The organism is Rodentibacter sp. JRC1 (assembly GCF_020521555.1).
Lineage (GTDB): Bacteria > Pseudomonadota > Gammaproteobacteria > Enterobacterales > Pasteurellaceae > Rodentibacter > Rodentibacter abscessus.
Window position 1 is genome coordinate 1,441,273 of record NZ_BPWA01000001.1, and the last position, 22,566, is coordinate 1,463,838.

The 22,566-nt window shown below is 39.1% G+C and carries 16 protein-coding genes; 9 read left to right on the top strand and 7 right to left on the bottom strand.

The features are described 5' to 3' along the window. Window positions 1-78: 78 nt before the first annotated feature. The 4 genes from focA (at window position 79) to HEMROJRC1_RS06720 (ending at window position 4,661) form a co-directional block, all read left to right on the top strand. On the top strand, window positions 79-930 hold the full coding sequence (gene focA, locus HEMROJRC1_RS06705; RefSeq protein ID WP_226692200.1) for a formate transporter FocA: 852 nt from the start codon (window positions 79-81) through the stop codon (window positions 928-930). A gap of 49 nt (window positions 931-979) precedes the next feature. After that, window positions 980-3,292: a formate C-acetyltransferase gene (pflB, locus tag HEMROJRC1_RS06710; RefSeq protein WP_226692201.1), complete on the top strand. Its 2,313-nt coding sequence runs from the start codon at window positions 980-982 to the stop codon at window positions 3,290-3,292. Window positions 3,293-3,419: 127 nt separating this feature from the next. Beyond that, window positions 3,420-4,160, top strand: coding sequence for a pyruvate formate lyase 1-activating protein (gene pflA, locus HEMROJRC1_RS06715; RefSeq protein WP_226692202.1), 741 nt, complete (start codon window positions 3,420-3,422; stop codon window positions 4,158-4,160). A gap of 33 nt (window positions 4,161-4,193) precedes the next feature. Further along, window positions 4,194-4,661, top strand: a complete 468-nt coding sequence (locus tag HEMROJRC1_RS06720; protein WP_226692203.1) for a surface-adhesin E family protein — start codon at window positions 4,194-4,196, stop codon at window positions 4,659-4,661. Between the two features lie 52 nt (window positions 4,662-4,713). Here the strand turns inward: HEMROJRC1_RS06720 and HEMROJRC1_RS06725 are convergent, their stop codons facing one another. Continuing rightward, window positions 4,714-5,049 (bottom strand): helix-hairpin-helix domain-containing protein, encoded by a 336-nt coding sequence (locus HEMROJRC1_RS06725; RefSeq protein ID WP_226692204.1) that lies wholly within the window; start codon window positions 5,047-5,049, stop codon window positions 4,714-4,716. 161 nt (window positions 5,050-5,210) lie between these two features. Here HEMROJRC1_RS06725 and HEMROJRC1_RS06730 point away from each other — a divergent pair, with 161 nt between their 5' ends. From HEMROJRC1_RS06730 to HEMROJRC1_RS06745, 4 genes are all read left to right on the top strand, one after another. Beyond that, window positions 5,211-6,008, top strand: coding sequence for a helical backbone metal receptor (locus HEMROJRC1_RS06730; RefSeq protein ID WP_226692205.1), 798 nt, complete (start codon window positions 5,211-5,213; stop codon window positions 6,006-6,008). Continuing rightward, a complete protein-coding gene (locus tag HEMROJRC1_RS06735) occupies window positions 6,005-6,973 on the top strand; it encodes an iron ABC transporter permease (protein WP_226692206.1) in 969 nt (322 codons plus the stop codon). The genes HEMROJRC1_RS06730 and HEMROJRC1_RS06735 overlap by 4 nt, the downstream gene beginning before the upstream one ends. A 66-nt stretch (window positions 6,974-7,039) precedes the next feature. Next, window positions 7,040-7,777 carry an ABC transporter ATP-binding protein gene (locus HEMROJRC1_RS06740; RefSeq protein WP_226692207.1) on the top strand — a complete coding sequence of 246 codons (738 nt, stop codon included), beginning with the start codon at window positions 7,040-7,042 and terminating at the stop codon, window positions 7,775-7,777. A gap of 176 nt (window positions 7,778-7,953) precedes the next feature. Continuing rightward, a complete protein-coding gene (locus HEMROJRC1_RS06745; RefSeq protein WP_226692208.1) occupies window positions 7,954-12,483 on the top strand; it encodes an Ig-like domain-containing protein in 4,530 nt (1,509 codons plus the stop codon). Between the two features lie 367 nt (window positions 12,484-12,850). Here HEMROJRC1_RS06745 and HEMROJRC1_RS06750 read toward each other — a convergent pair whose 3' ends face one another. Further along, the gene (locus tag HEMROJRC1_RS06750) at window positions 12,851-13,690 is read right to left on the bottom strand and encodes a DUF72 domain-containing protein (protein WP_226692209.1); all 840 of its coding nucleotides are present in this window, start codon (window positions 13,688-13,690) and stop codon (window positions 12,851-12,853) included. 25 nt (window positions 13,691-13,715) lie between these two features. On the opposite strand from HEMROJRC1_RS06750, the gene HEMROJRC1_RS06755 reads away from it, so the two are divergent. Then, window positions 13,716-15,113, top strand: coding sequence for a restriction endonuclease subunit S (locus HEMROJRC1_RS06755; RefSeq protein ID WP_226692210.1), 1,398 nt, complete (start codon window positions 13,716-13,718; stop codon window positions 15,111-15,113). Between the two features lie 37 nt (window positions 15,114-15,150). Here HEMROJRC1_RS06755 and HEMROJRC1_RS06760 read toward each other — a convergent pair whose 3' ends face one another. From HEMROJRC1_RS06760 to hsdR, 5 genes are all read right to left on the bottom strand, one after another. Continuing rightward, window positions 15,151-15,954: a tyrosine-type recombinase/integrase gene (locus HEMROJRC1_RS06760; RefSeq protein ID WP_226692211.1), complete on the bottom strand. Its 804-nt coding sequence runs from the start codon at window positions 15,952-15,954 to the stop codon at window positions 15,151-15,153. A 103-nt stretch (window positions 15,955-16,057) separates the two neighbouring features. After that, window positions 16,058-17,578 (bottom strand): restriction endonuclease subunit S, encoded by a 1,521-nt coding sequence (locus HEMROJRC1_RS06765; protein WP_226692212.1) that lies wholly within the window; start codon window positions 17,576-17,578, stop codon window positions 16,058-16,060. Then, window positions 17,575-18,570 (bottom strand): virulence RhuM family protein, encoded by a 996-nt coding sequence (locus HEMROJRC1_RS06770; protein ID WP_226692213.1) that lies wholly within the window; start codon window positions 18,568-18,570, stop codon window positions 17,575-17,577. The genes HEMROJRC1_RS06765 and HEMROJRC1_RS06770 overlap by 4 nt, the downstream gene beginning before the upstream one ends. An 8-nt stretch (window positions 18,571-18,578) precedes the next feature. Beyond that, complete coding sequence (locus HEMROJRC1_RS06775) at window positions 18,579-20,048, bottom strand: class I SAM-dependent DNA methyltransferase (RefSeq protein WP_226692214.1); 1,470 nt, start codon at window positions 20,046-20,048, stop codon at window positions 18,579-18,581. 76 nt (window positions 20,049-20,124) lie between these two features. Next, window positions 20,125-22,479, bottom strand: a complete 2,355-nt coding sequence (hsdR, locus tag HEMROJRC1_RS06780; RefSeq protein WP_226692215.1) for an EcoAI/FtnUII family type I restriction enzme subunit R — start codon at window positions 22,477-22,479, stop codon at window positions 20,125-20,127. Window positions 22,480-22,566: the final 87 nt, after the last annotated feature.

Below are 22,566 nucleotides of genomic sequence, written 5' to 3' on the forward strand. Positions count from 1 at the left end.
GTCGTTTATTGCAATGTATAGATAAGAGAGTAAAATAGCGCCAATTATAATTAATAAAAAGAGTCATCATTGAGGTTTATGTCAGATATAAAAACTTCTTCAATAGTTGCATTAAGTCCGGTTGAAGCGACTGACTTTGCGGAAAATGCGGCGACTTATAAAGCCAAAAAACGTCCATTTCTTTCTTTTATGTCAGGCATTAGTGCGGGAGCATGCATTGCGTTGGCATTTATTTTTTATACCACAACACAAACCGCCTCAGCAGGCGCACCATGGGGCTTAACCAAATTAGTCGGTGGTTTAGTTTTCTCTATTGGGGTGATTATGGTTGTGTTGTTAGGATCAGAACTTTTTACTTCATCTACTCTTACACTTATTGCCCGTGTTGGAAGACAAATCACAACGTGGCAAATGATTCGTAATTGGATCGCAGTCTATTTCGGCAACTTTGCCGGCAGCTTAATTATTGCCGCATTTGTTTGGTTCGGTGGGCAAACGATGGCTGCAAACGGGCAGTGGGGATTGACTATTTTAACTACCGCTCAACATAAGATTCATCATAGTTGGTTTGAAGCCTTTAACTTAGGCATTCTGTGTAACATTATGGTGTGTTTGGCCGTTTGGTTGTCCTATTCGGGGAGAACCGTTATTGATAAAGCATTCATTATGATTATGCCGATCGGTTTATTTGTCGCATCCGGTTTTGAACACTGTGTGGCAAATATGTTTATGATTCCAATGGGAATTATTACTGCACATTATAGTACCCCTGAATTTTGGCAACAATTGGGCATTGAGGCGGGTAAATACGCAGATTTAGATGTTTATCATTTTATTATTAAGAATTTAATCCCGGTGACGTTGGGAAATATTGTGGGTGGCGCAATTTGTGTCGGTTTATTTCAACGTTACCTAACAAAATCCCACTAATTGACAAATTGAAACAATTTATTTTTATTAATTAACAAAGGAAATGACTATGTCAGAACTTAATGAAGCGCAAAAAGTTGCTTGGGCCGGTTTTAGCGGTGGCGATTGGCAGGAAAATGTCAATGTACGTGACTTTATTCAAAAAAACTATACCCCATATGAAGGTGACGACTCTTTCTTAGCAGGACCGACAGAGGCGACAACGAAGCTTTGGGAATCTGTAATGGAAGGCATCAAAATTGAAAACCGTACACACGCGCCATTAGATTTTGATGAACATACGCCATCAACGATCACTTCACATGCTCCGGGTTATATCAATAAAGATTTAGAAAAAATCGTTGGTCTTCAAACAGATGAACCTTTAAAACGTGCCATTATGCCATTTGGTGGTATCAAAATGGTGGAAGGTTCATGTAAAGTTTATGGGCGTGAACTTGATCCTGAAGTAAAAAAAATCTTTACCGAATATCGTAAAACCCACAACCAAGGTGTATTCGATGTTTATACTCCGGACATTTTACGCTGCCGCAAATCAGGTGTATTAACCGGTTTACCCGATGCATACGGTCGTGGTCGTATTATCGGTGACTATCGTCGTGTTGCACTTTATGGTGTGGATTTCTTAATGAAAGATAAATACGCTCAATTTACTTCATTGCAAGAAAATCTTGAAAATGGCGTTGATCTTGAGGGTACGATTCGTTTACGTGAAGAAATTGCAGAACAACACCGTGCATTAGGTCAAATGAAACAAATGGCGGCAAGCTATGGTTTTGATATTTCTAATCCGGCAACGAATGCTCAAGAAGCTATTCAGTGGATGTATTTTGCGTATTTAGCGGCAATCAAATCACAAAATGGTGCGGCGATGTCATTTGGTCGTACGGCAACTTTTATCGATATCTATATCGAACGTGATTTAAAAGCAGGTAAAATCACAGAAACCGAGGCGCAAGAGTTAGTGGATCACTTAGTAATGAAATTGCGTATGGTTCGCTTCTTACGTACACCTGAGTACGATCAATTATTCTCCGGTGACCCGATGTGGGCGACTGAAACTATCGCAGGTATGGGATTAGACGGTCGTACATTAGTAACCAAAAATACCTTCCGTATTTTACATACCCTCTATAATATGGGTACTTCGCCGGAGCCGAACTTAACGATTCTTTGGTCTGAGCAATTACCGGAAAACTTCAAACGTTTCTGTGCGAAAGTTTCTATTGATACTTCATCCGTTCAGTATGAAAACGATGATTTAATGCGTCCGGATTTCAACAATGACGATTATGCAATTGCGTGTTGTGTATCACCAATGGTGGTTGGTAAACAAATGCAATTCTTCGGTGCTCGTGCGAACTTGGCAAAAACCCTATTATATGCAATCAATGGCGGTATCGATGAAAAATTAGGTATGCAAGTAGGGCCGAAAACAGCACCGATTACAGATGAGGTATTAGACTTTGATTCTGTGATGACGCGTATGGATAGCTTTATGGATTGGTTAGCGAAACAGTATGTCACCGCACTGAACATCATCCACTATATGCATGATAAATATTCATACGAAGCGGCATTAATGGCATTACATGATCGTGATGTTTATCGCACTATGGCTTGTGGTATTGCCGGTCTTTCTGTTGCTGCCGACTCACTTTCTGCAATTAAATATGCGAAAGTTAAGCCTGTTCGTGGTGATATTAAAGACAAAGATGGCAATATCGTTGCTTCTAATGTGGCGATTGATTTTGAAATTGAAGGGGAATACCCGCAATACGGTAATAATGATAACCGTGTAGATGACATTGCTTGTGATCTCGTTGAACGTTTTATGAAGAAAATTCAAAAACTCAAAACTTATCGTAATGCAGTGCCTACCCAATCTGTACTCACTATCACTTCTAACGTGGTATATGGTAAGAAAACAGGTAATACGCCTGATGGTCGTCGTGCAGGTGCGCCGTTCGGACCGGGTGCAAACCCAATGCACGGTCGTGACCAAAAAGGTGCGGTGGCGTCATTAACTTCTGTAGCTAAACTTCCGTTTGCTTATGCGAAAGACGGTATTTCTTACACCTTCTCTATCGTACCGAATGCTTTAGGTAAAGATGCCGAAGCACAACGCCGCAATCTTGCAGGGTTAATGGATGGCTACTTCCACCACGAAGCAACAGTTGAAGGCGGTCAACACTTAAACGTAAACGTGTTAAACCGTGAAATGTTGTTAGACGCAATGGAGCATCCTGAGAAATATCCTCAATTAACTATTCGTGTATCAGGTTACGCAGTACGTTTTAACTCTTTAACGAAAGAGCAACAACAAGACGTTATCACCCGTACCTTTACACAAACAATGTAAAATATTGTGAAATTTGACCGCACTTTAGCGGGAACATAAATTATGAGCCTGATTTTAAGTCGGGCTCATTTTTTATTATCGGGTATTCTGATAAAATTTAGCTATATCTTTTGATTGTGAGTTTATTATGTCTGTTTTAGGAAGAATCCATTCATTTGAGTCCTGTGGTACTGTTGATGGTCCGGGTATTCGTTTTATTTTATTTATGCAAGGCTGTTTGATGCGTTGTAAATATTGCCATAACCGGGATACTTGGGATTTAGATGGTGGGAGAGAAATCAGTGTAGAAGAATTGATGAAAGAAGTGGTGAGTTATCGCCATTTTATGAATGCCACAGGAGGCGGTGTTACGGCATCCGGCGGAGAGGCGGTTCTTCAAGCCGAATTTGTGCGTGATTGGTTCCGTGCATGTAAAAAAGAAGGAATTAGCACCTGCTTGGATACAAACGGTTTTGTTCGCCATTATGATCACATTATTGATGAATTATTAGATGTGACGGATCTGGTTTTACTTGATCTAAAAGAACTCAATGATAAGGTTCATCAAAACTTGATTGGCGTACCAAATAAGCGTACGCTTGAATTTGCCAAATACCTGCAAAAACGTCATCAACGAACTTGGATTCGCTATGTCGTTGTACCGGGTTATACGGATAATGATCATGACGTACATTTACTTGGGCAGTTTATCGAAGGTATGGAAAATATCGAAAAAGTCGAACTATTGCCATATCACCGCCTAGGTGCGCACAAATGGAAAACCCTAGGATTTGATTATGAACTTGAAGATGTTATGCCGCCAACGCGTGAATCTTTAGAACATATCAAATCTATTTTGGAAGGCTACGGACACACCGTTAAATTTTAATCTAACGTCAGCAGCACTGGCTAAGGAGTAAATATGAAAAAAATACTTTTAACTTTCCCTATTATGCTACTTGCCGCTTGTTCTGTGCAGACACAACAAAATGTAGAACCGCAAGAGGTTAAATTGACATCCCCCACTCAAGATCGTAGAGGGTTCATTAGATTAGTCAAAGATGTTAATTATTACATTGACACGGACTCCATTTGGGTTGATAACGAGGAGCCTGAAGAGGTACATTTTGATGCTGTGGTGAATTTAGATAAAGGATTATACGTTTATCCGAAAGAGTCTAAACGCTATGCCCGCTCTGTTCGACAATATAAGATTTTGAATTGTAAAAATTATCGTTTAACTCAGGTTAGAACTGACTTTTATGATGAGTTTTGGGGAGAGGGTTTAAGGGCTGCACCAAAAAAACAAAGGAAACATAGCATTCGTTTAACGCCAAATACGACTCTTTATAATGCTGCGCAGATTATTTGCGTAAATTACAGTAAATAATTTTTTGAGAATAAAGGTCGCAATAATAAGCGACCTTTTTCCTGTGAGTATTTTAAAAGGCCAAACGATCACGATTCTTCTCAAGTGTCGCTTTACCGATACCTTGAACTTCAAGTAATTGTTCCGCTGAGGTGAAATTACCGTGTTTCTCACGATATTGCACGATTGCCTCCGCTTTCTTTGCACCGATACCGATTAAGGATTTTTGGATTTCACTTGCTGTCGCCGTGTTGATATTTAGCTTATTGCTCATATTAGTTGAAGGTACTTTTTCAGTGACAGTTTGTGTGGTTGGTGTTTCTACTGCTTTTTCCTCTGCCAAAACTGATGAACCGATTAGTGCGCTTCCTAGAACAAGTGAGCTGATTAAGGTTTTTATTAATTTCATAGGATTTCCTTGTGAGTGATTAAAATGTTGATAGAATCAACGGCATCATTTTTCTTTTTTTACAAAAACAAACAAGAAATCGACCGCACTTTTGCGATCCTGATCGAGAAATTAATGTTAAATAAAATAAAAAACTTAGGTTTATGGGTAAGGGATAGCTGATGTTATATCCAAAGTTCAATATTTCTGTTTTTTTCACCGTACTTTTTCTTTCTTTTTCAGCTTACGCCGAACAATTCGTCTCGCTCACCCTTTGTAGTGACCGATTGTTGATCGAACTCGCCCGCCCCGACCAAATTGCGGCAATGTCGCCCTACTCCCAAAAGCCGTTGATGATGCTGGATAAAATCAATCAAGATAAGCCCGTTTTAGAGCCGACTTTAATCGCACTTTTACCCTATTTGGATAAAACCATTCTGATTAACGAAACCTTTTATCCACAACTGGTCGAACGCCTCAAAAAGCTCGGGGTGAAAATTATCCCGATTAACGACAGCCCCCAAACGCCCGATGAACTCTTTGAATTTATCCTGCAATTAGGGGAAATCACCCAAAATTCAGCCCACGCCGAGCAGCTTGTTTCACGGCTTAAATCACAACGTTTCCCTCTCAATCAAAGGCTGACCGATACCCTAATTTTAGCGGATACGGGCGTGGCGGAAAGCCATCTCCCTTCCTATCAAACCTTGCTTAACCTGCTTGGTTTAACGCCTCTAAGAAATCCAATCTCTCCCCAACATTTCTCGCTGGAAAATGTGCTGCGCAGCCAACCGCATTTTTTCATTCGCCAAACAGATCAACAAGGCTATAATTTACAGTCCGAATGGCTCGCTCACCCCGCCTTGCAAAACCACTTTAAAAACCGACCGCTTGTAACGCTACCTTTAAAATACACTTACTGCTTTGATCACGGCGTCTGGCAAGGGGCGGAGAAGATTTATCGGCAGGTGAAACAATGAAAAAACTCAATCTCTTTTTGACCGCACTTTTACTGTTGATGATCAACGGAGCGGTTTTCTATCAACTTGGCGATTTTGCTTTATTGAAAAATGCGGAAGGCGTGCCGTCCGATTTGCGTGGACTGGTATTGTTGGATATTCGTCTACCTCGTATTGGCTTGGCACTGCTCACAGGAGCCGGTTTGGCGTTAGCGGGCAATGCGATGCAAGGGATTTTTCAAAACCCCCTTGCTAGCCCGGGTTTGCTCGGCAGCAGTTCGGGAGCAACCGCCGCCAGTGTGTTTCTGCTCTACTATTTCGCTTTACCAACTAGCTTGTTGCTATTAGGTGGTGTATCTGGGGCATTAGCAAGTTTTTTGTTGGTGTACGCCATTGCCAAAAATCACGGTACAACAATGATGATTTTGGCGGGGGTGGCAGTCAATATGTTGCTTGCTTCGGCTATCGCTTTGTTACTTTCTAATGCACAAAGCCCGTGGGCGTTAGCGGAGCTTTACCGCTGGCTACAAGGTTCGTTGATGTGGGCAAGGCTCGACACGCTGCTGATTTCCTTGCCGATTGTGCTCCTCGGTATTCTCTGTCTATATACACAACGCCGTTATCTTGATTTACTGACTTTTGGTACAGAGACCGCCAGTACAATGGGTATCAATCCGAAAAAGAGTTTTTTTATCACCACTTTCGGCGTGGCATTATTGGTGGGAGCAACTATTCCACAAACAGGGACAATCGGTTTTATCGGCTTAATCGCCCCTCATTTCGCTCGTATTTTAGTCAAAAAACGTCCCTCTCAACTTTATCTCACCAGTGCATTAATCGGGGCGTTGTTATTACTGATAGCGGATCTCGCCATTCTCTATGTTCCGTTTTTTAACCGTATTTATATCGGTACATTGATTGCGATAATTGGAGCACCGTGCTTAATTTGGATTTTATTAACTCAGCAACGAAAAATATCCGGTTAAAAATCATTTAAATAAAATTTAGGCTATCCAAATAATCTCATAAATTATAAAAACGGATCGTAAATAATGATAGAAATTAATAATCTCACATTGCCTTATGCCTTAAAGAACCTATCCTGTCATATTCCACAAGGTAAATTAGTTGGTGTGATGGGGGCAAATGGCTCAGGAAAATCCACTTTATTAAAAGCAATAGCAGGGATTATTCACCCAATAAGCGGGCAAATTTTGTTTGGAAATCGTAATTTAGCGGAAATGTCAGCTAAAGAAAAAAGCGAACAACTTGCCTATTTTGCTCAACAGACCGATATTCATTGGAACTTAACTGTACGAGAGGTGATCGCCCTCGGGCTACTCTCGCCTTTATCGGAAGTCAAAGAACAAGAAAAAGTGCGGTCGATTTCCGAGCGGTTTTCAATCACTCATTTGCTTGATAAACCTTTCTTACAGCTTTCCGGGGGAGAAAAAGCACGTGTTCAGCTGGCACGTTGCTGTATCAAAAATGCTCCTTTATTGTTAGCTGACGAACCCATCGCTCCCCTCGATCCGTATTATCAAATTGATATGATGGAGCAGTTAAAAGCCCTTACCCCTGAAAAAACTTGCTTAATCGCCATTCATCATCTCTCGCTGGCGTACCGTTTCTGTGATGAAATTGTGTTGTTGGAACAAGGAAAATTGATTGCCGCAGGGCAAACTCAAGAGATTATTACTTCGGCGAATCTTGTAACAGCTTTTAGTGTGCAAGCAGAGATTGATCGGACGCAAGGTCGAATTAGAAATGTTGATAAATGGCAAAAGTGATGGGGAATGGTTGACGAATGCGATAACAAAATTTTACATTTTTCGGTTCTATATCAATAGAATAAACCAACTGTATCAATCACTTTTATCCTACATAATAGCCGTGTAGAATGCGCGACATTTTAGTCCGATCTAAATCGGTTTTCTCATTTATTTTCCAAAAAGGAGACATCAATATGGCACACTTACTTCAAATAACAACAGCACATAAAGTGGAGAGGATAACCCTTCCCTCAAACCAGACCACGAGGATTCCGGCTGAAGCTGACACGCAATATCAATTAGTTAATGAAAATGATCAGCCTATTCAGGGAGTAAAATCTACCATGATGGGGGATGATCTTACGGTGTTCGTTGATAGTGAAGGAACCACCTTAGTACTAGAGAATTACAAAACTTTTTATCCCATAGAAAGCCGGCTTTATCTCTCCGAGCAAAATGCGACATTATTTGGTGTAACCGAAACAGTGCAAACTGCACCAATGCAAGCTAGCGAGGTGCTGACGTTAAAACATCTTACGATTTTTGGTTTGGGTAGTTTAGCGCTTGGAGGAATACTATTAGCTTCAAAAACAAGTAAGTCTCGAGGTTCTTCTAATGATGCGGAACAAGCACAAACTGAACAACCGATACCGGAACAACCGAAGGTAGAACAACCACAAGCTGAACAACCGATACCGGAACAACCGAAGGTAGAACAACCACAAGCTGAAAAACCGATACCGGAACAACCGAAGGTAGAACAACCACAAGCTGAAAAACCGATACCGGAACAACCGAAGGTAGAACAACCACAAGCTGAAAAACCGATACCGGAACAACCGAAGGTAGAACAACCACAAGCTGAAAAACCGATACCGGAACAGCCGAAGGTAGAACAACCACAAGCTGAACAACCGATATCGCAACAGCCTAAAAAAGAACAACCTCTCGTTCATCCAACGATCACATTTGATACTATTACGGATGATAACGTCATCAACATCAAAGAAAGTCAAGCAGACATTGAGATAACAGGTAACACTACTGATGTTCCAAACGGTAGTGAATTAGCTATTAAATTGGGTGATGAAATTTTTAAAGTAACGGTTAATGACAACCGCTTTTCAACTTTTATTCGTGGTGAGAAATTGGCCCGACAAAGCAAAATAACTGCAGAAGTCACAGTTAGTGACAATGTCGGTCATATGGTATACGGTAATGCCGAGAAAGCCTACGAAGTTAATACTACGCTACCTGAAGTTGCAGTAACAATTAACCCTATCAATGATGGAAAAATCCTTAATCAAGCCAACCAAGAGCAAGGGATAGTGCTTAGTGGAACGGTTAACGTGGCGGATGATGTTAATGTACTCGCTGTGTTGTTGAGCGTGGGGGAACGCCAAGATGAACCGGCTCAACTAAACGGCAAAACTTGGTCGCTCAATATGTTTGGAGCACATTTGACTGCGGCGGATACCCCTACGGTGGTTGTTAAAGCGATTGTCAGCAATGCAATCGGTAATACTGTCGAGGGAACGGCACAGCAGACCTACACAGTGGATGTTACTCCGCCAGTGGCACAATTAATGCTGAATGACATTACAGCAGACAACGTTATCAATATTGAGGAAGCGAAAGGCACAATCTTACTTTCAGGCAAAGCGACGGGTGAATTTCGTACCGGTGATATTGTAAGGCTTACTGTAGATGAGCAAACGATCGGAAATGTTGCGCTTTCTGCAAATGGTGAATTTAGTCTTGATGTAATGGCAGAAAAACTGATAGGACACCGTGAGCTAAAAGCAAGCTTGGGTGCAACGGATAGTGCAGAGAACCAAACCATTGTTACCCAAATCAAGGTTTACGATGTGGATTTACATATTAATCAGCCTGAAATAATTACCATTAAAGTCGCCAACGATAACTTTATCAATGTGAACGAGGGTAAAACCGATGTGGTGGTTAGTGGGATAGTGAAAAATGTCGCTGACGGAGTAAAAGTGCGGTTAGAAATTGGTGAGTTTTCTAAAGAAGTTGAAGTGCAAAATGGACAATTTAGTACGATGGTTTCGCCTGAAGTGATGTTGGCAAATCGTGTAGTTTCAGCGACAGTAACTAATACTGATGCAGCAGGTAACCGTGCAGAAGATAGCCAAACACAAGACTATGAAGTTGATGCAAACTTGGTTGCCGCTGTGGATATTACAAGCATAGGACAATATTTTGGTGCGGATTTGGCAAAAACAACTCGTATTAGCGGCACGGTAGAATTTGATGGCGTTTATGCTCAAGGTCAAAACCCAAGAATGTTACGGGCAGTGAATGTGGTGATTGGGGATAAAACCTATACGACAGGTTTTGATGGAAAAACGAAATCGTTCTATTTAGATATTCCTAATGCAGAGTTAGCTCAATTAAATGGCGAAACGGTGAGTATTAACTTCTTAAACCGTAAGACTATTTCTTATATGCCTGTTTCAGAGACTGCTCCTGTCAATTTATTCGAAAATGTCCATACTTTAGATAAACAACGTGATGGTAGTTATCAATTACAAAGCCTAGGAGGTAGTTTTAATCCTCAAAAGGGGCTACATTGGAATCCCGTTGAAGTTCAAGTAAAATCATTTAAATTAGATAGTACCGCCCTAAATGATGATAACCAAGTTGATATGCCGCCAAGCCAGATCCAAATTTTCGGTAATGTATGGGGCGATGCTAAAGAAGGTGATCAAGTTCTGCTAAAAGTGGGAGAGCAAACCTTTGAAACAAAGGTAAAGTCTGATTATACTTTCTCGCTAGAAGTCAGTTCAGCGGATCTCGCTAAGCATAAAGAGGTGCAAGCGGTCTTAAAAACGCAAGATATTGCAGGAAATGCGATTAGTGTGCAGACAGTAGAAAATTATATAGCACCAAATACAGTGTCATCTGAGTTTGTTTCTCAACGAGAAGTACCAAAGGCGGCTCGTAAAACGGATCATACAAAAGAGGATTACAATTTCCCATACTTCGTGAATGGCTTATTATTTGAGCCCGATCTGGGCATTAATGTTGGCTTGCCTGTGGGTGGTAAAAAAGAGCCTTTAGAGATTAAATACCATTTTATGACTGCTGAAGAGGCAGCAAAATATCCGGTTAAAAATAATGATCCATTGTTCAAAAAAGATCTTTATTTTGATTATACGGAGAATCATAAGCAGAGTATTCGAGATGCTTATCAAGTCTATGAAAAATACCTGAACGTGAAATTCATAGAAACAAATAATATTGACGAGGCTCAAGCACGACATTATCTTGGAGAAGCAGAAGTCGATGCAAAAACAGGAGCAGTATTAACTGCCATCGGTAACTTTGGACATATATACAATACGGGATTAGTTTGGAATAGACTAGAATATATTACAAAGGAGACGTTCTTCAAAAACCAAATTGCATTTGCCAATATTCACGAAATTGGACATAACTTCCATTTAGTTCATACAGAGCATGGCGATAAAACGCCAATTGCCGGCTTTGAAAATGAGGCAAATAGCGAATTTAGTGTGATGTCATATAACACCTTTATGGCAACTCATCCTATAACGGGCGTAATGCTATCAGGATACAGCCCAATGCGTTTATTTGATTTAGCCGCATTACACTACCGCTATGGTGTAAATCCAAATAGCCGAGCAGGAAATGATACTTATGGATTCCGTGATTATAATGGCTTAGAAACAGATGGGGCGTTATATATCTGGGATGGTGATGGCATAGATACCTTCGATGCTTCTAATGAAAAAGTTGGTGTCAATGTTGATTTAACACCGGGTTCTTGGATTTATCGTGGCACAGAAAGAAAAAAATATTTTTTATCTGAAGGCCGAGAGACTTTAACCGCACATGAGTATTTTGATGTAGATAGCCAAACCGCTATTAAAGGTCAATTCACCCCAGAACTGAGTTTTAGTATCATTGGCCAGCCAACGGATACAAAAACGTTCCAGAAATATGTTAAAGATCAAGCCTTTATCGGTTTTGGTACACAAATCGAGAATCTGATTGGCTCTGACTATGATGATGTACTGACAGGCAACAATGCCGATAACAACATTGAAGGCGGGGCAGGTGATGATCTGATAAAAGGCGGAGCAGGTAACGACTACCTCAACGGTGGCAAAGGTGCTGATGAAATGCACGGTGGTACAGGCGATGATACTTTCGTTGTCGATAATGAGAAAGATAAAGTGGTTGAAAACGCCGATGAAGGTACAGACACCATTATCAGCCATATTGATTATGTTTTACCTGATAATGTTGAAAACCTCACCTTAGTCGGCATAGCTGCTGAAAAAGCGACAGGTAACGCATTGGATAATATCCTGACAGCAAACAACATTGGCAATACCTTAATCGGTGGAGCAGGAAACGACCGTTTGATCGGCGGCTCAGGGGCGGACACTCTTACAGGTGGAGATGGCAGCGATACTTTTGTTTTCCAAACGGAATTGAACGGCGAAATTGATACCATTACTGATTTTGGCAGTGAGGATAAAATTGCCCTCTCAAGTGTGATTTTTACTGCTGTTAGCGAAGGAATGGCGAATTTTAACGACTATATCCAATATGACAGCGAAAGCGGTCAACTTTCCTACGATGCTGACGCTCAAGGTGGACGAGATGGGGTGCATTTTGCGACTTTGAGTACAGGGCTAAACCTCAACCAAAATCAGTTTGAGATTGTGTAAAGAAGAGAAGGGGCATTCTGCCCCTTAATCTAATAATACGAATAAATCCGGTCTATTATGGGACTCTTTTGCAAAGGCAAGGAGAAGCAGGTAACGTATGCCCCCTATCATTAAAATTCCTACTTGAAATCACTATTCACAACAATCCGACCATTGCATGCGTACGCCTTGGCTATTTTTGCAGTAAATAGATTTATAGTTATGAGCAACCAAATCAATGAGCATTCCTTGAATAGGGTGGTGAGCGATATATCACTTCAAATCGAGTACCTTGGGTATTAAACTGTTATCTATTCATAAAATTTTGAATATGCTATGCGAATTTAAGAGCCGAATCATAGTAGAAATAGTCAATAGAATTATTAAGTTAAAATAAACTTTGCTGCCCGAGTAAAAATTCAGGCATAGCTTTTATCCTAAAACCGTATTCAGCTAAAAAATCTTTTAACGTGGCAATATTATAAAATGAGTGGCTTTTGGTCGTATTTTGAAAATAGAGATAGAGTCGGTCAAACTCTGATTTTCGTTGATGGAGTAGCTTTGCTAAATTTTGTAATTCCACTTCGTTATAACGGTAATCGTGGCGTTCTTGGGCAGATTGGGCTTTCCACCAATTTGGGTTACGACCATGCAGACGTAAATAAGCGGTGCGTTGGTTGGGATAAAACTGGAAAGCAGGCAAACCAATATTGGGCGGATAATCCACGTTACACCAAATTAGATTTTGCTTACCGTGAAAATAATCCAACACCGATTGTGTATGCCAACTTGAGTGGCGAAACTCCACCGCCAACGGATAGCCCTCAAACCAGGTTACCAGTTCGGCAAGATAATAACGGTTGGCGTGATTTCGTTCAAAACTGATTGGGAATTGGATAAACAAATTTGCTAAGCAACCTTGCTCTGCCAAAGGTTGCAAAGCCTGCAAAAAAGCGACCGCTTGTTCCCGTGTCGCCATACGTTTATGGCTAAAATCCTGATGTAATTTCACCGAAAATTGCAACCGCCCCTGTGCTTTCTCCACCATTCCCTGCAACGTCTTCGCCCCGATGGGAGCGTGAAAAGTGCTGTTAATTTCAACGGTATCGTAATGCTGGCTATACACAGCTAGAAAATCATCTTTCTTCGTACCGTACGGATATAGCGTACCAAGTAGGTCTGTATCACTGTAACCACCGGTGCCGATGTAGATGTAGGGATTTTGCATAGGGTTTTGTGTTTGGAGCTAAAGGTTGGGTAGTTTAAGGGGAATTGGGGAAAAGGCAAGAGGAGAATATCGGTATAAACTTCCTTTTACGAAGGACGATAAATTCCCCTTTGAAATTCCTGACAATTGGGTGTGGGTGAGGTTGGGGGATATATCATCAAAAATTACAGATGGTTCTCATAACCCACCACCAAATAATTTATCGGGGATTCCCATTTTAAGTGCTGCAAATATATTTGGAGGAACAATTCAATTTTCTTCTGCATCTCGTTGGATCTCTGAAGAACAATGGGAAATAGAAAATAAAAGAACAGAAATCCAAATTAATGATATTTTATTAACTATTGTTGGAACTATAGGTAGAACGGCAATTGTTAAATCAAATAACAAATTTGCATTACAAAGAAGTGTTGGGGTAATTAAGTCAATACTCGTTTTTCCTGAATATATTAGTTATGCTTTGCAATCTACATTTTTATTAGATTTAATGGTATCAAATAGTAAAGGAACTGCTCAAAAAGGAATTTATTTAAACGCAATAAAGGAATTGATTATTCCCCTCCCTCCACTAAGCGAACAACACCGCATTGTCGCTAAAATTGAAGAACTTCTCCCTTTTATCGACCAATATGCCAAAAAAGAACAGGAACTGACCGCTTTACATCAAGCCTTTCCCGATAAACTGAAAAAGTCTATTTTACAAGCGGCGATCCAAGGCAAATTAACGGAGCAAAACCCGAATGATGAGCCCGCAATTGAATTGGTTAAACACATTCAGCAAGAAAAAGAGCGGTTAATTTCTGAGAAGAAATTAAAAAAAACAAAACGGCAATCGGAGATTATAATGCGGGATAACATTCCTTATGAGATTATTGATGGGGTAGAGCATTGTATTGCTGATGAAGTCCCGTTCGAAATCCCTGAAAATTGGTGTTGGGTGAGGTTGGGGAACATAGGAGAAACAAACATTGGATTAACTTATTCTCCTTCAAATCTATCTAATTCGGGCACTATTGTTCTTCGCTCTGGAAACATAAAAAATGGATTATTAGATCTAAATGAAGTTGTAAAAGTAAATTTAGATATTCCTGAAACAAAAAAATGTAATAAAGGAGATATTTTAATTTGTGCTAGAAACGGAAGTAAAAAATTAGTTGGGAAATGTGTAATTATTGACCAAAATGGTTTTTCTTTTGGTGCATTTATGGCAATATTTAGAAGTAAGTTTAATCCATATATACATCATTTTTTATCTTCTCCTTTATTTAGAAATGATTTTGATGGACTTAATACTACAACTATAAATCAAATCACACAAGATAATTTAAATAATAGACTTATTCCACTACCACCATTAAATGAACAAAAACGCATTGTAGATAAAATTGAAAAATTATTTTTAGAATTAGATAAATTAAAATAATAGTATGGGCGTATTTATTACGCCCATAGAATAAAAATTACCAATCAATGACTTTATTCACAATCGCTTGTTGTTCTGTGCTTGTTCGGCGTAGATATATTCTTGTGGTTTCTATGGTTTCGTGTCCCATTAGATCGGCTAGAAAGGCAAGATCATTAAATCTTTCTAAAAAACTTTTAGCAAAACGATGCCTAAAAGAATGGGGATAAACTAATTTAGGATTTATTTGATAGCGTTTAGCTAAAATTTTTAATTGACTGGCAATACCACGAGTAGTAATTCTCTTATTATAACGATTAAGAAAAATAAATCCGTGTTGTCGATTGATACTTTCTAACCATTTTAAACATTCTTTTTGTAATAACTCAGGAATATAAATTCGGCGTAACTTCCCACCTTTTGAATAAAGATCAATATAGCCGATTTTAATATGCTCACATTTGATCTGAATTAGCTCACTCACCCTTGCCCCAGTCGCTGCCATAAAACGAATAACAAAATACCAATAAAGATTATTATCCGATTTTAATCGTTCTTTAAAATAACGATAATCTGCTTCACTAATCACATTTTCTAAAAATGTTTTCTGTTGTACTTTTACAAAAGTTAATTTCCATTTTTCTTTTTTAATAAATTCTAAATAATAATTAACTGCTCTAATCCTTAAATTAACCGTTCGAGGTTTATAATGTTCAATTAAAAATATTTTATATTGTTTAAGATTAGATTTTGTTATTTCTGGAAAGAAATTGTAATACTGTTTTATCGCAAACAAATAAATAGAAACTGTATTATTAGCTAAGTTTTGATTTGAAAGATAACCTTGAAATGAATTAATCATACTTATTTTCCTTATTTTAGGTTGAAAAGAAGTATGATAATATAGGTAAAATATATTATCTGATAATTGTTGTCAGGGCATGATGCTTCATGCCCTTTTCTATTCACTTTAATTTATCTAATGATGAAAATAGTATTTCTATTTTATTTACAATTTGTTTTTGCTCTGAAAGAGGAGGGAGTGGAAAGATCAAATTTCCAATTAAATTTAGATCTACTGTTGGTAGTGCTGTACCTTTATAATGTTTTTTAAAATCTATAGTATTAAATATCATAAATATATAATTGAAATAATTTATTTCAAAAGGAATAAATATACCTGTATTGAGATCTACCAAAGATGCTGATTTTAATATTCTTTTTTTATTAGTAAATACAGCACCACCATTTTTAGGAAAAACTATACTATTTTCTGGATAAGTTTTACCTGAATAATTTTTGCTTAAAAATTTATTTGTATGTATTAGATATTTTTCATTTCCATCAGTGTTCATATCTGAAACCTTAAAATAAGGTATCTCTCCTGTATGGGCTAATTGTTTAGCTTTTGGTGTATGCCCTGATACTAATATTCCCAATTGATTTAATCTCACCCAACACCAATTTTCAGGGATTTCGAACGGGACTTCATCAGCAATACAATGCTCTACCCCATCAATAATCTCATAAGGAATGTTATCCCGCATTATAATCTCCGATTGCCGTTTTGTTTTTTTTAATTTCTTCTCAGAAATTAACCGCTCTTTTTCTTGCTGAATGTGTTTAACCAATTCAATTGCGGGCTCATCATTCGGGTTTTGCTCCGTTAATTTGCCTTGGATCGCCGCTTGTAAAATAGACTTTTTCAGTTTATCGGGAAAGGCTTGATGTAAAGCGGTCAGTTCCTGTTCTTTTTTGGCATATTGGTCGATAAAAGGGAGAAGTTCTTCAATTTTAGCGACAATGCGGTGTTGTTCGCTTAGTGGAGGGAGGGGAATAATCAATTCCTTTATTGCGTTTAAATAAATTCCTTTTTGAGCAGTTCCTTTACTATTTGATACCATTAAATCTAATAAAAATGTAGATTGCAAAGCATAACTAATATATTCAGGAAAAACGAGTATTGACTTAATTACCCCAACACTTCTTTGTAATGCAAATTTGTTATTTGATTTAACAATTGCCGTTCTACCTATAGTTCCAACAATAGTTAATAAAATATCATTAATTTGGATTTCTGTTCTTTTATTTTCTATTTCCCATTGTTCTTCAGAGATCCAACGAGATGCAGAAGAAAATTGAATTGTTCCTCCAAATATATTTGCAGCACTTAAAATGGGAATCCCCGATAAATTATTTGGTGGTGGGTTATGAGAACCATCTGTAATTTTTGATGATATATCCCCCAACCTCACCCATACCCAATTGTCAGGAATTTCAAAGGGGAATTTATCGTCCTTCGTAAAAGGAAGTTTATCGGCAGATTTTTTGCTTTTTTTAATTTTTCCCTCTGCGATCAATTTTTCTTTTTCTTGCTGGATTTTTTCTAATAGCACTGAGGCTGGTTCATCATTGGGATCTTGAGGGACAAGTTTTCCTTGAATAGCTAGTTGTAAAATGGCGTTTTTTAATTGTTGAGCTTTCATCTTTTATTTTTAACCTGTTTTCCTAAAGCTTCGAGCATTGATAAATCTTCTTGGTCTGCCTGTAATTTAAGGGCTTCTCGGCGTTTTTGGCTGAAGATTGCATATTGTTCTGAGGTAAAATCTTTCATTTGCTGACGGCTTTTGCTTCCTTTTGTAGATAAAACTTCAAAGCCGTTATCCTCAATAATGCTATCAATACGGTGTTGCCAAAATTTAAGAGTAAGATCTTGTCTGTTTTTGGCTCGTAGTTCCGCACTTTCTAAAAAGATCACAGTAAGCCTATTTAAGGTGTCAATTTCATCAGCATTGAGGTAATTTTTAGAGATAATAATATCGGCTTTTAATATTTGCTCACCACTCCAAGCAGTTAGCCCCATATTGGGTAATTCAGCGTTTGCTCGATTGCAAATCAATTCCGCAACAGTCTGTTTGGTAACCGCATAAATCAATTTATTTTGTGCTTGAGCAAAGAACATTTCGGTAGCTTTGTCGCTTTTATCATAATCACTGGAAAGTTTAAAAAGCTCTCGCACTTTTTGGTAAAACCGCATTTCACTGGCTCGAATATCACGGATACGTTCCAGTAATTCATCAAAGTGATCGACTCTCCCTTGAGGATTTTTCAGACGTTCATCATCTAATAAAAAGCCTTTTTCGAGGTAGGTTTTTAAATGGCTATTTGCCCAACGGCGAAACTGTACGCCACGGGGGCTACGCACACGAAAACCTACGGCTAAAATCATCTCAAGAGAATAGTGTTTTACTTTATAATTTTTTCCATCAGATGCAGTTATGAAATAATCCTTCATAACTGAAACTTCATCTAACTCATTATCTTTTAAGATATTTTTAATATGTTCGGATATATTTCGTACAGAGGTGTCAAAAAGTTCTGCTAGCTGATTTTGGTTTAGCCACACTTCATTGCCTTGCACAAAAAGCGATACTCGACTTTTTCCGTCTTCGGTATTGTAGATAATCAAATCCGACATTTTTCCCCCTATAATTTAATCCCCAAAATCCCTGTGATTTCCGCTAAAATTTGGTCAATATCGGCATTTAAAGCGGTGCGTTTTTGTTGATAATTTGCAATCAATTCATCAGGGGGTAGAATTTCCTCTTCTTCGTGGGGAAAACCGCATAAGTCGATATTAAATTGACGGTCTGCAATTTCTTGGTAGCTGTAACTTTTCGCTTTATCAAAGCCATCGATTTCAATTGGTTGGCGGTTGTGCCACCAGTTGATGACTTCATTGAAATGCTCCAATTTCATCGGTTTGGTTTTAGAGAAATTTTTGTAGCCTTCAGGCATATCAAGACGATAAAACCACGTTTCTTTGGTCGGTTGGCTGTTATCAAAAAAGAGAATATTGGTCGTGATTGAGGTATAAGGGGCAAAAACACTATGGGGGAGGCGAATCACGGTGTGTAAATTCATTTCGCTCATTAGTTTTTGCTTAATCGCTATTTTGGCGTTATCCGTGCCGAATAAAAAACCGTCAGGAAGAACAATTGCCACTCGTCCATTTTTCTTTAAGCGGTACATAATCACTGACATAAATAGATCCGCCGTTTCACTACTGCGTAATGAGGAAGGGAAATTCATTTTAATTTGCTCAATTTCACTGCCTCCATAAGGAGGATTCATCAAAATCACATCGAATTTTTCCGTTTCGGTGTAGTCTTTAACGTTTTTTTCTAACGCATTGTCGTGATGAACATTGGGGTTATCAATATCGTGCAGTAGTAAATTGGTTACACAAAGCAAATGTGGTAAGGCTTTTTTCTCAATGCCATAGACGGAATTATTAAACAAAGTGCGGTCAGAAATGGACTGAATTTGTTTTTCTAGCACTTTTAATGCAGAAGTCAAAAATCCGCCTGTACCGCAGGCAAAATCGGCAATTTTCTCGCCTAGTTTGGGGGCGATCATCTGCACCATAAAATCGGTAACCGCTCGTGGTGTATAAAATTCGCCAGCATTGCCCGCACTTTGTAGGCTTTTTAAAATATTTTCATAAATATCACCAAAGGCGTGGCGTTCTTGATACTGCTCAAAGTTGATTTCATCAATAATATTGATCACTTGGCGTAATAAAACGCCATTTTTCATATAGTTATTATTATCTTCAAACGCCGCACGGATGATTTTTTGATTCATTGGTGTGCTGGTAGAAATCGGCAGGTTTTTTAATGTAGGAAACAAATCATTATTGACGAAATTCAGCAGTTCCTCGCCTGTCATTGCTTTGCCGTCTTTGTTGTCTTTTGCCCAGTTCGACCAACGCAAGAAAGGGGGCAAAATGGATTGGTAATTATCGTTAATCAGCTCCCATTCCTGCTCTTTGGCATCGTAAATTTTAAGAAATAAAATCCAGACGATCTGCTCAATACGTTGTGCATCACCGTTAATCCCCGCATCATTTCGCATTACATCTTGCAGGCGTTTTACTAAGTTATTTAGGCTCATTGCTGTTTTATCCTATTTATTATGGCTAATTATTATTCATTGGAATACTGGAAATAGCGATTTGTTGCTAGGTTACCTAATCGCTGTAAAGTAGGTTTTCCAGCCCTTTCACCGCTTTTTGATAAAGCTCTTTGCCACCAAATTTTTTCACAATGGAAATTAAGCCGCCAAAGGGTTCAAATTGACTATTTTTCAACAGTTCAGGTTTGCTGAGATCTTTCGCTCCCGATTTGGTGTATTCCTCCAAAATCAAGCCTAATACTTGCTGATTTTCTGCGTTATATTGCTTCACATAACCGCTTTGTTGCACTTTGGCGACACGTTCGCTTTTGGTCATTACAGGCTTATCAAAGGCAAGGTTACGCAGAATGTCTAAATCGTCCACATTGTTGCCCCATTTGTGTTTTGTGCGGAGTGAGTGAAGCCATTTTTCGTGGGTATAAAATTTGGAGAAAATCTCACCGCTTGTCAGCCAGCTTTGTTGGAGTTGTTTGTAAGATGAGAAATCTTGGCGGATATGGCGTTTGGAGTAGAGATCAATATCCTCCGAAACCAATTCTCCCTGTTCATTCAGATATTGTACTTTTTCATCGAGAATGCGTAACAATAGCTTTCCGGCTTCAATTACGATTGTAGGTTTATAGGTTGCTTCCGGCTCTCTCACTTCATCGTCGTTATGCGAACCTGTGGTGTCTTTTTCTTTTCTGGTTTTAGTTGTGTCATCATCGGGATCTAAAATGACGATAGGATCACCATCAAAATCAGGATCGGCAAATAAATCCGTTACGCCACGAAAATCCATTATGGTAAAAAAGGCTTTGTCGGCATCAAGACGTAGGCGTGTGCCTCGACCAATAATCTGTTTAAATTCGGTCATTGATTGAATATTAGCGTCCAGTACAATCAATTTGCAGGTTTTGCTATCCACACCTGTTGTCATCAGTTTGGAAGTTACCGCAATCACAGGGTAGCTACTGCCCTCATTGTGGACATCACAAAACTCCTCTAAATCGGCATTTTTACCCATTTGGTCGCCTGTGATTTGGCGGATATATTTTGGATTTTGTGCCAATATATCGGCATTCAGCTCCGACAACGCCGCAACCATTCGCTGGGCGTGGTTGATATTGGCACAAAACACAATAGTTTTCTGCAAGCGGTCAGTTTTCTTCAAAAATTCGTTAATGCGTTCGGCAACAAGGCGAGTGCGGTCGTCTAAGACAATGTTGTAATCAAAATCTTTGGCGGTATAAAGTCTGTCTTCCACTAATTCGCCATTTTTATCTTTCAAGCCTTTGCTTGGTCGCCAGCCCTTTAAGTCGCAATCCAAATCCACCCGTACCACACGATAAGGGGCGAGAAAACCGTCATCAATCCCTTGCTTTAAGCTGTAAGTGTAAATTGGATCGCCAAAATAGCTGATATTGCTCGCCTCTGCGGTTTCCTTCGGCGTGGCGGTCATTCCAATATGGGTTGCTTCACTGAAATAATCCAAAATCGCTCGCCAGTTTGAATTTTCTTTCGCACTGCCACGATGACATTCATCAATAATGATCAAATCAAAAAAAGAGGGCTGAAATTGTTTAAATAGAGCTTTATCCGCTTCACCGTCAAGCTGTTGATAAAGGGCGAGATAAACTTCATAGGCACTATCAAGGGTTTTATGGCTAACTTTTACCATTTTGTCTTTAAATGGCTTGAAGTCTTGGGTCATCGGTTGATCGATAAGCACATTTCGGTCAGCTAAAAACAGCACCTTGCGTTTTGCACCGCTAGTGCGTAACCGATGAATAATCTGAAAGGCGGTATAGGTTTTGCCAGTTCCCGTTGCCATCACCAATAAAATCCGATTTTGCCCTTTTGCTACCGCTTCTACCGTGCGGTTAATCGCAATTTCTTGATAGTATCGGGGCTCTTTAAATTGGCTGGCGGCACTGGTGTAATAAGGTTGTTGGATAATCTTGAGTTCTTCGGCGGAATATTGCTGTTTCCAACGCTGTTCCAATTCTTGCGGTGTTGGGAATTGTGCCATCGGCAAGGTGCGTTGTTTACCCGTAATAAAATCGTGTTCGACAAATTCATCGCCGTTGGAACTATACGCAAATGGAACATCAAGCAACAAAGCGTAGTCCATCGCTTGCTGTAAACCGTCCCTTGCGGTGTGTTTATTATCTTTTGCCTCCACGACTGCAATAGTGCGATTAGGGGCTTGATAAAGCAAATAATCCACCCGCTTGCCCTCTTTACGGCTGGCTTTCTTCGTTTTCGGATCAATTAACATCCGCCCATCGGTAAATTGCTTATCTGCCTTGAACGAGTATTCTTCACGAATTTGCCTATCATCCCAACCCGCATTTCTAATCGCAGGGGTAATAAATTTGGAACGAATATCCGTTTCTGACATCACACGTTTTTCCGCTAGACTAAACATAAAACTTCCTTCCGATAAGTGTTTTTTACCGGAAGATTATAGCAAAAGTGCGGTTGGATTTTAGGGAATTTTTATCGTAGATAAATT

What these genes read in the sequence shown, in the direction of transcription:
- focA (WP_226692200.1), top strand. Translation starts at nt 79, where the DNA reads ATGTCAGATATAAAAACTTCTTCAATAGTTGCATTAAGTCCGGTTGAA.
- pflB (WP_226692201.1), top strand. Translation starts at nt 980, where the DNA reads ATGTCAGAACTTAATGAAGCGCAAAAAGTTGCTTGGGCCGGTTTTAGC.
- pflA (WP_226692202.1), top strand. Translation starts at nt 3,420, where the DNA reads ATGTCTGTTTTAGGAAGAATCCATTCATTTGAGTCCTGTGGTACTGTT.
- HEMROJRC1_RS06720 (WP_226692203.1), top strand. Translation starts at nt 4,194, where the DNA reads ATGAAAAAAATACTTTTAACTTTCCCTATTATGCTACTTGCCGCTTGT.
- HEMROJRC1_RS06725 (WP_226692204.1), bottom strand. Translation starts at nt 5,049, where the DNA reads ATGAAATTAATAAAAACCTTAATCAGCTCACTTGTTCTAGGAAGCGCA.
- HEMROJRC1_RS06730 (WP_226692205.1), top strand. Translation starts at nt 5,211, where the DNA reads ATGTTATATCCAAAGTTCAATATTTCTGTTTTTTTCACCGTACTTTTT.
- HEMROJRC1_RS06735 (WP_226692206.1), top strand. Translation starts at nt 6,005, where the DNA reads ATGAAAAAACTCAATCTCTTTTTGACCGCACTTTTACTGTTGATGATC.
- HEMROJRC1_RS06740 (WP_226692207.1), top strand. Translation starts at nt 7,040, where the DNA reads ATGATAGAAATTAATAATCTCACATTGCCTTATGCCTTAAAGAACCTA.
- HEMROJRC1_RS06745 (WP_226692208.1), top strand. Translation starts at nt 7,954, where the DNA reads ATGGCACACTTACTTCAAATAACAACAGCACATAAAGTGGAGAGGATA.
- HEMROJRC1_RS06750 (WP_226692209.1), bottom strand. Translation starts at nt 13,690, where the DNA reads ATGCAAAATCCCTACATCTACATCGGCACCGGTGGTTACAGTGATACA.
- HEMROJRC1_RS06760 (WP_226692211.1), bottom strand. Translation starts at nt 15,954, where the DNA reads ATGATTAATTCATTTCAAGGTTATCTTTCAAATCAAAACTTAGCTAAT.
- HEMROJRC1_RS06765 (WP_226692212.1), bottom strand. Translation starts at nt 17,578, where the DNA reads ATGAAAGCTCAACAATTAAAAAACGCCATTTTACAACTAGCTATTCAA.
- HEMROJRC1_RS06770 (WP_226692213.1), bottom strand. Translation starts at nt 18,570, where the DNA reads ATGTCGGATTTGATTATCTACAATACCGAAGACGGAAAAAGTCGAGTA.
- HEMROJRC1_RS06775 (WP_226692214.1), bottom strand. Translation starts at nt 20,048, where the DNA reads ATGAGCCTAAATAACTTAGTAAAACGCCTGCAAGATGTAATGCGAAAT.
- hsdR (WP_226692215.1), bottom strand. Translation starts at nt 22,479, where the DNA reads ATGTTTAGTCTAGCGGAAAAACGTGTGATGTCAGAAACGGATATTCGT.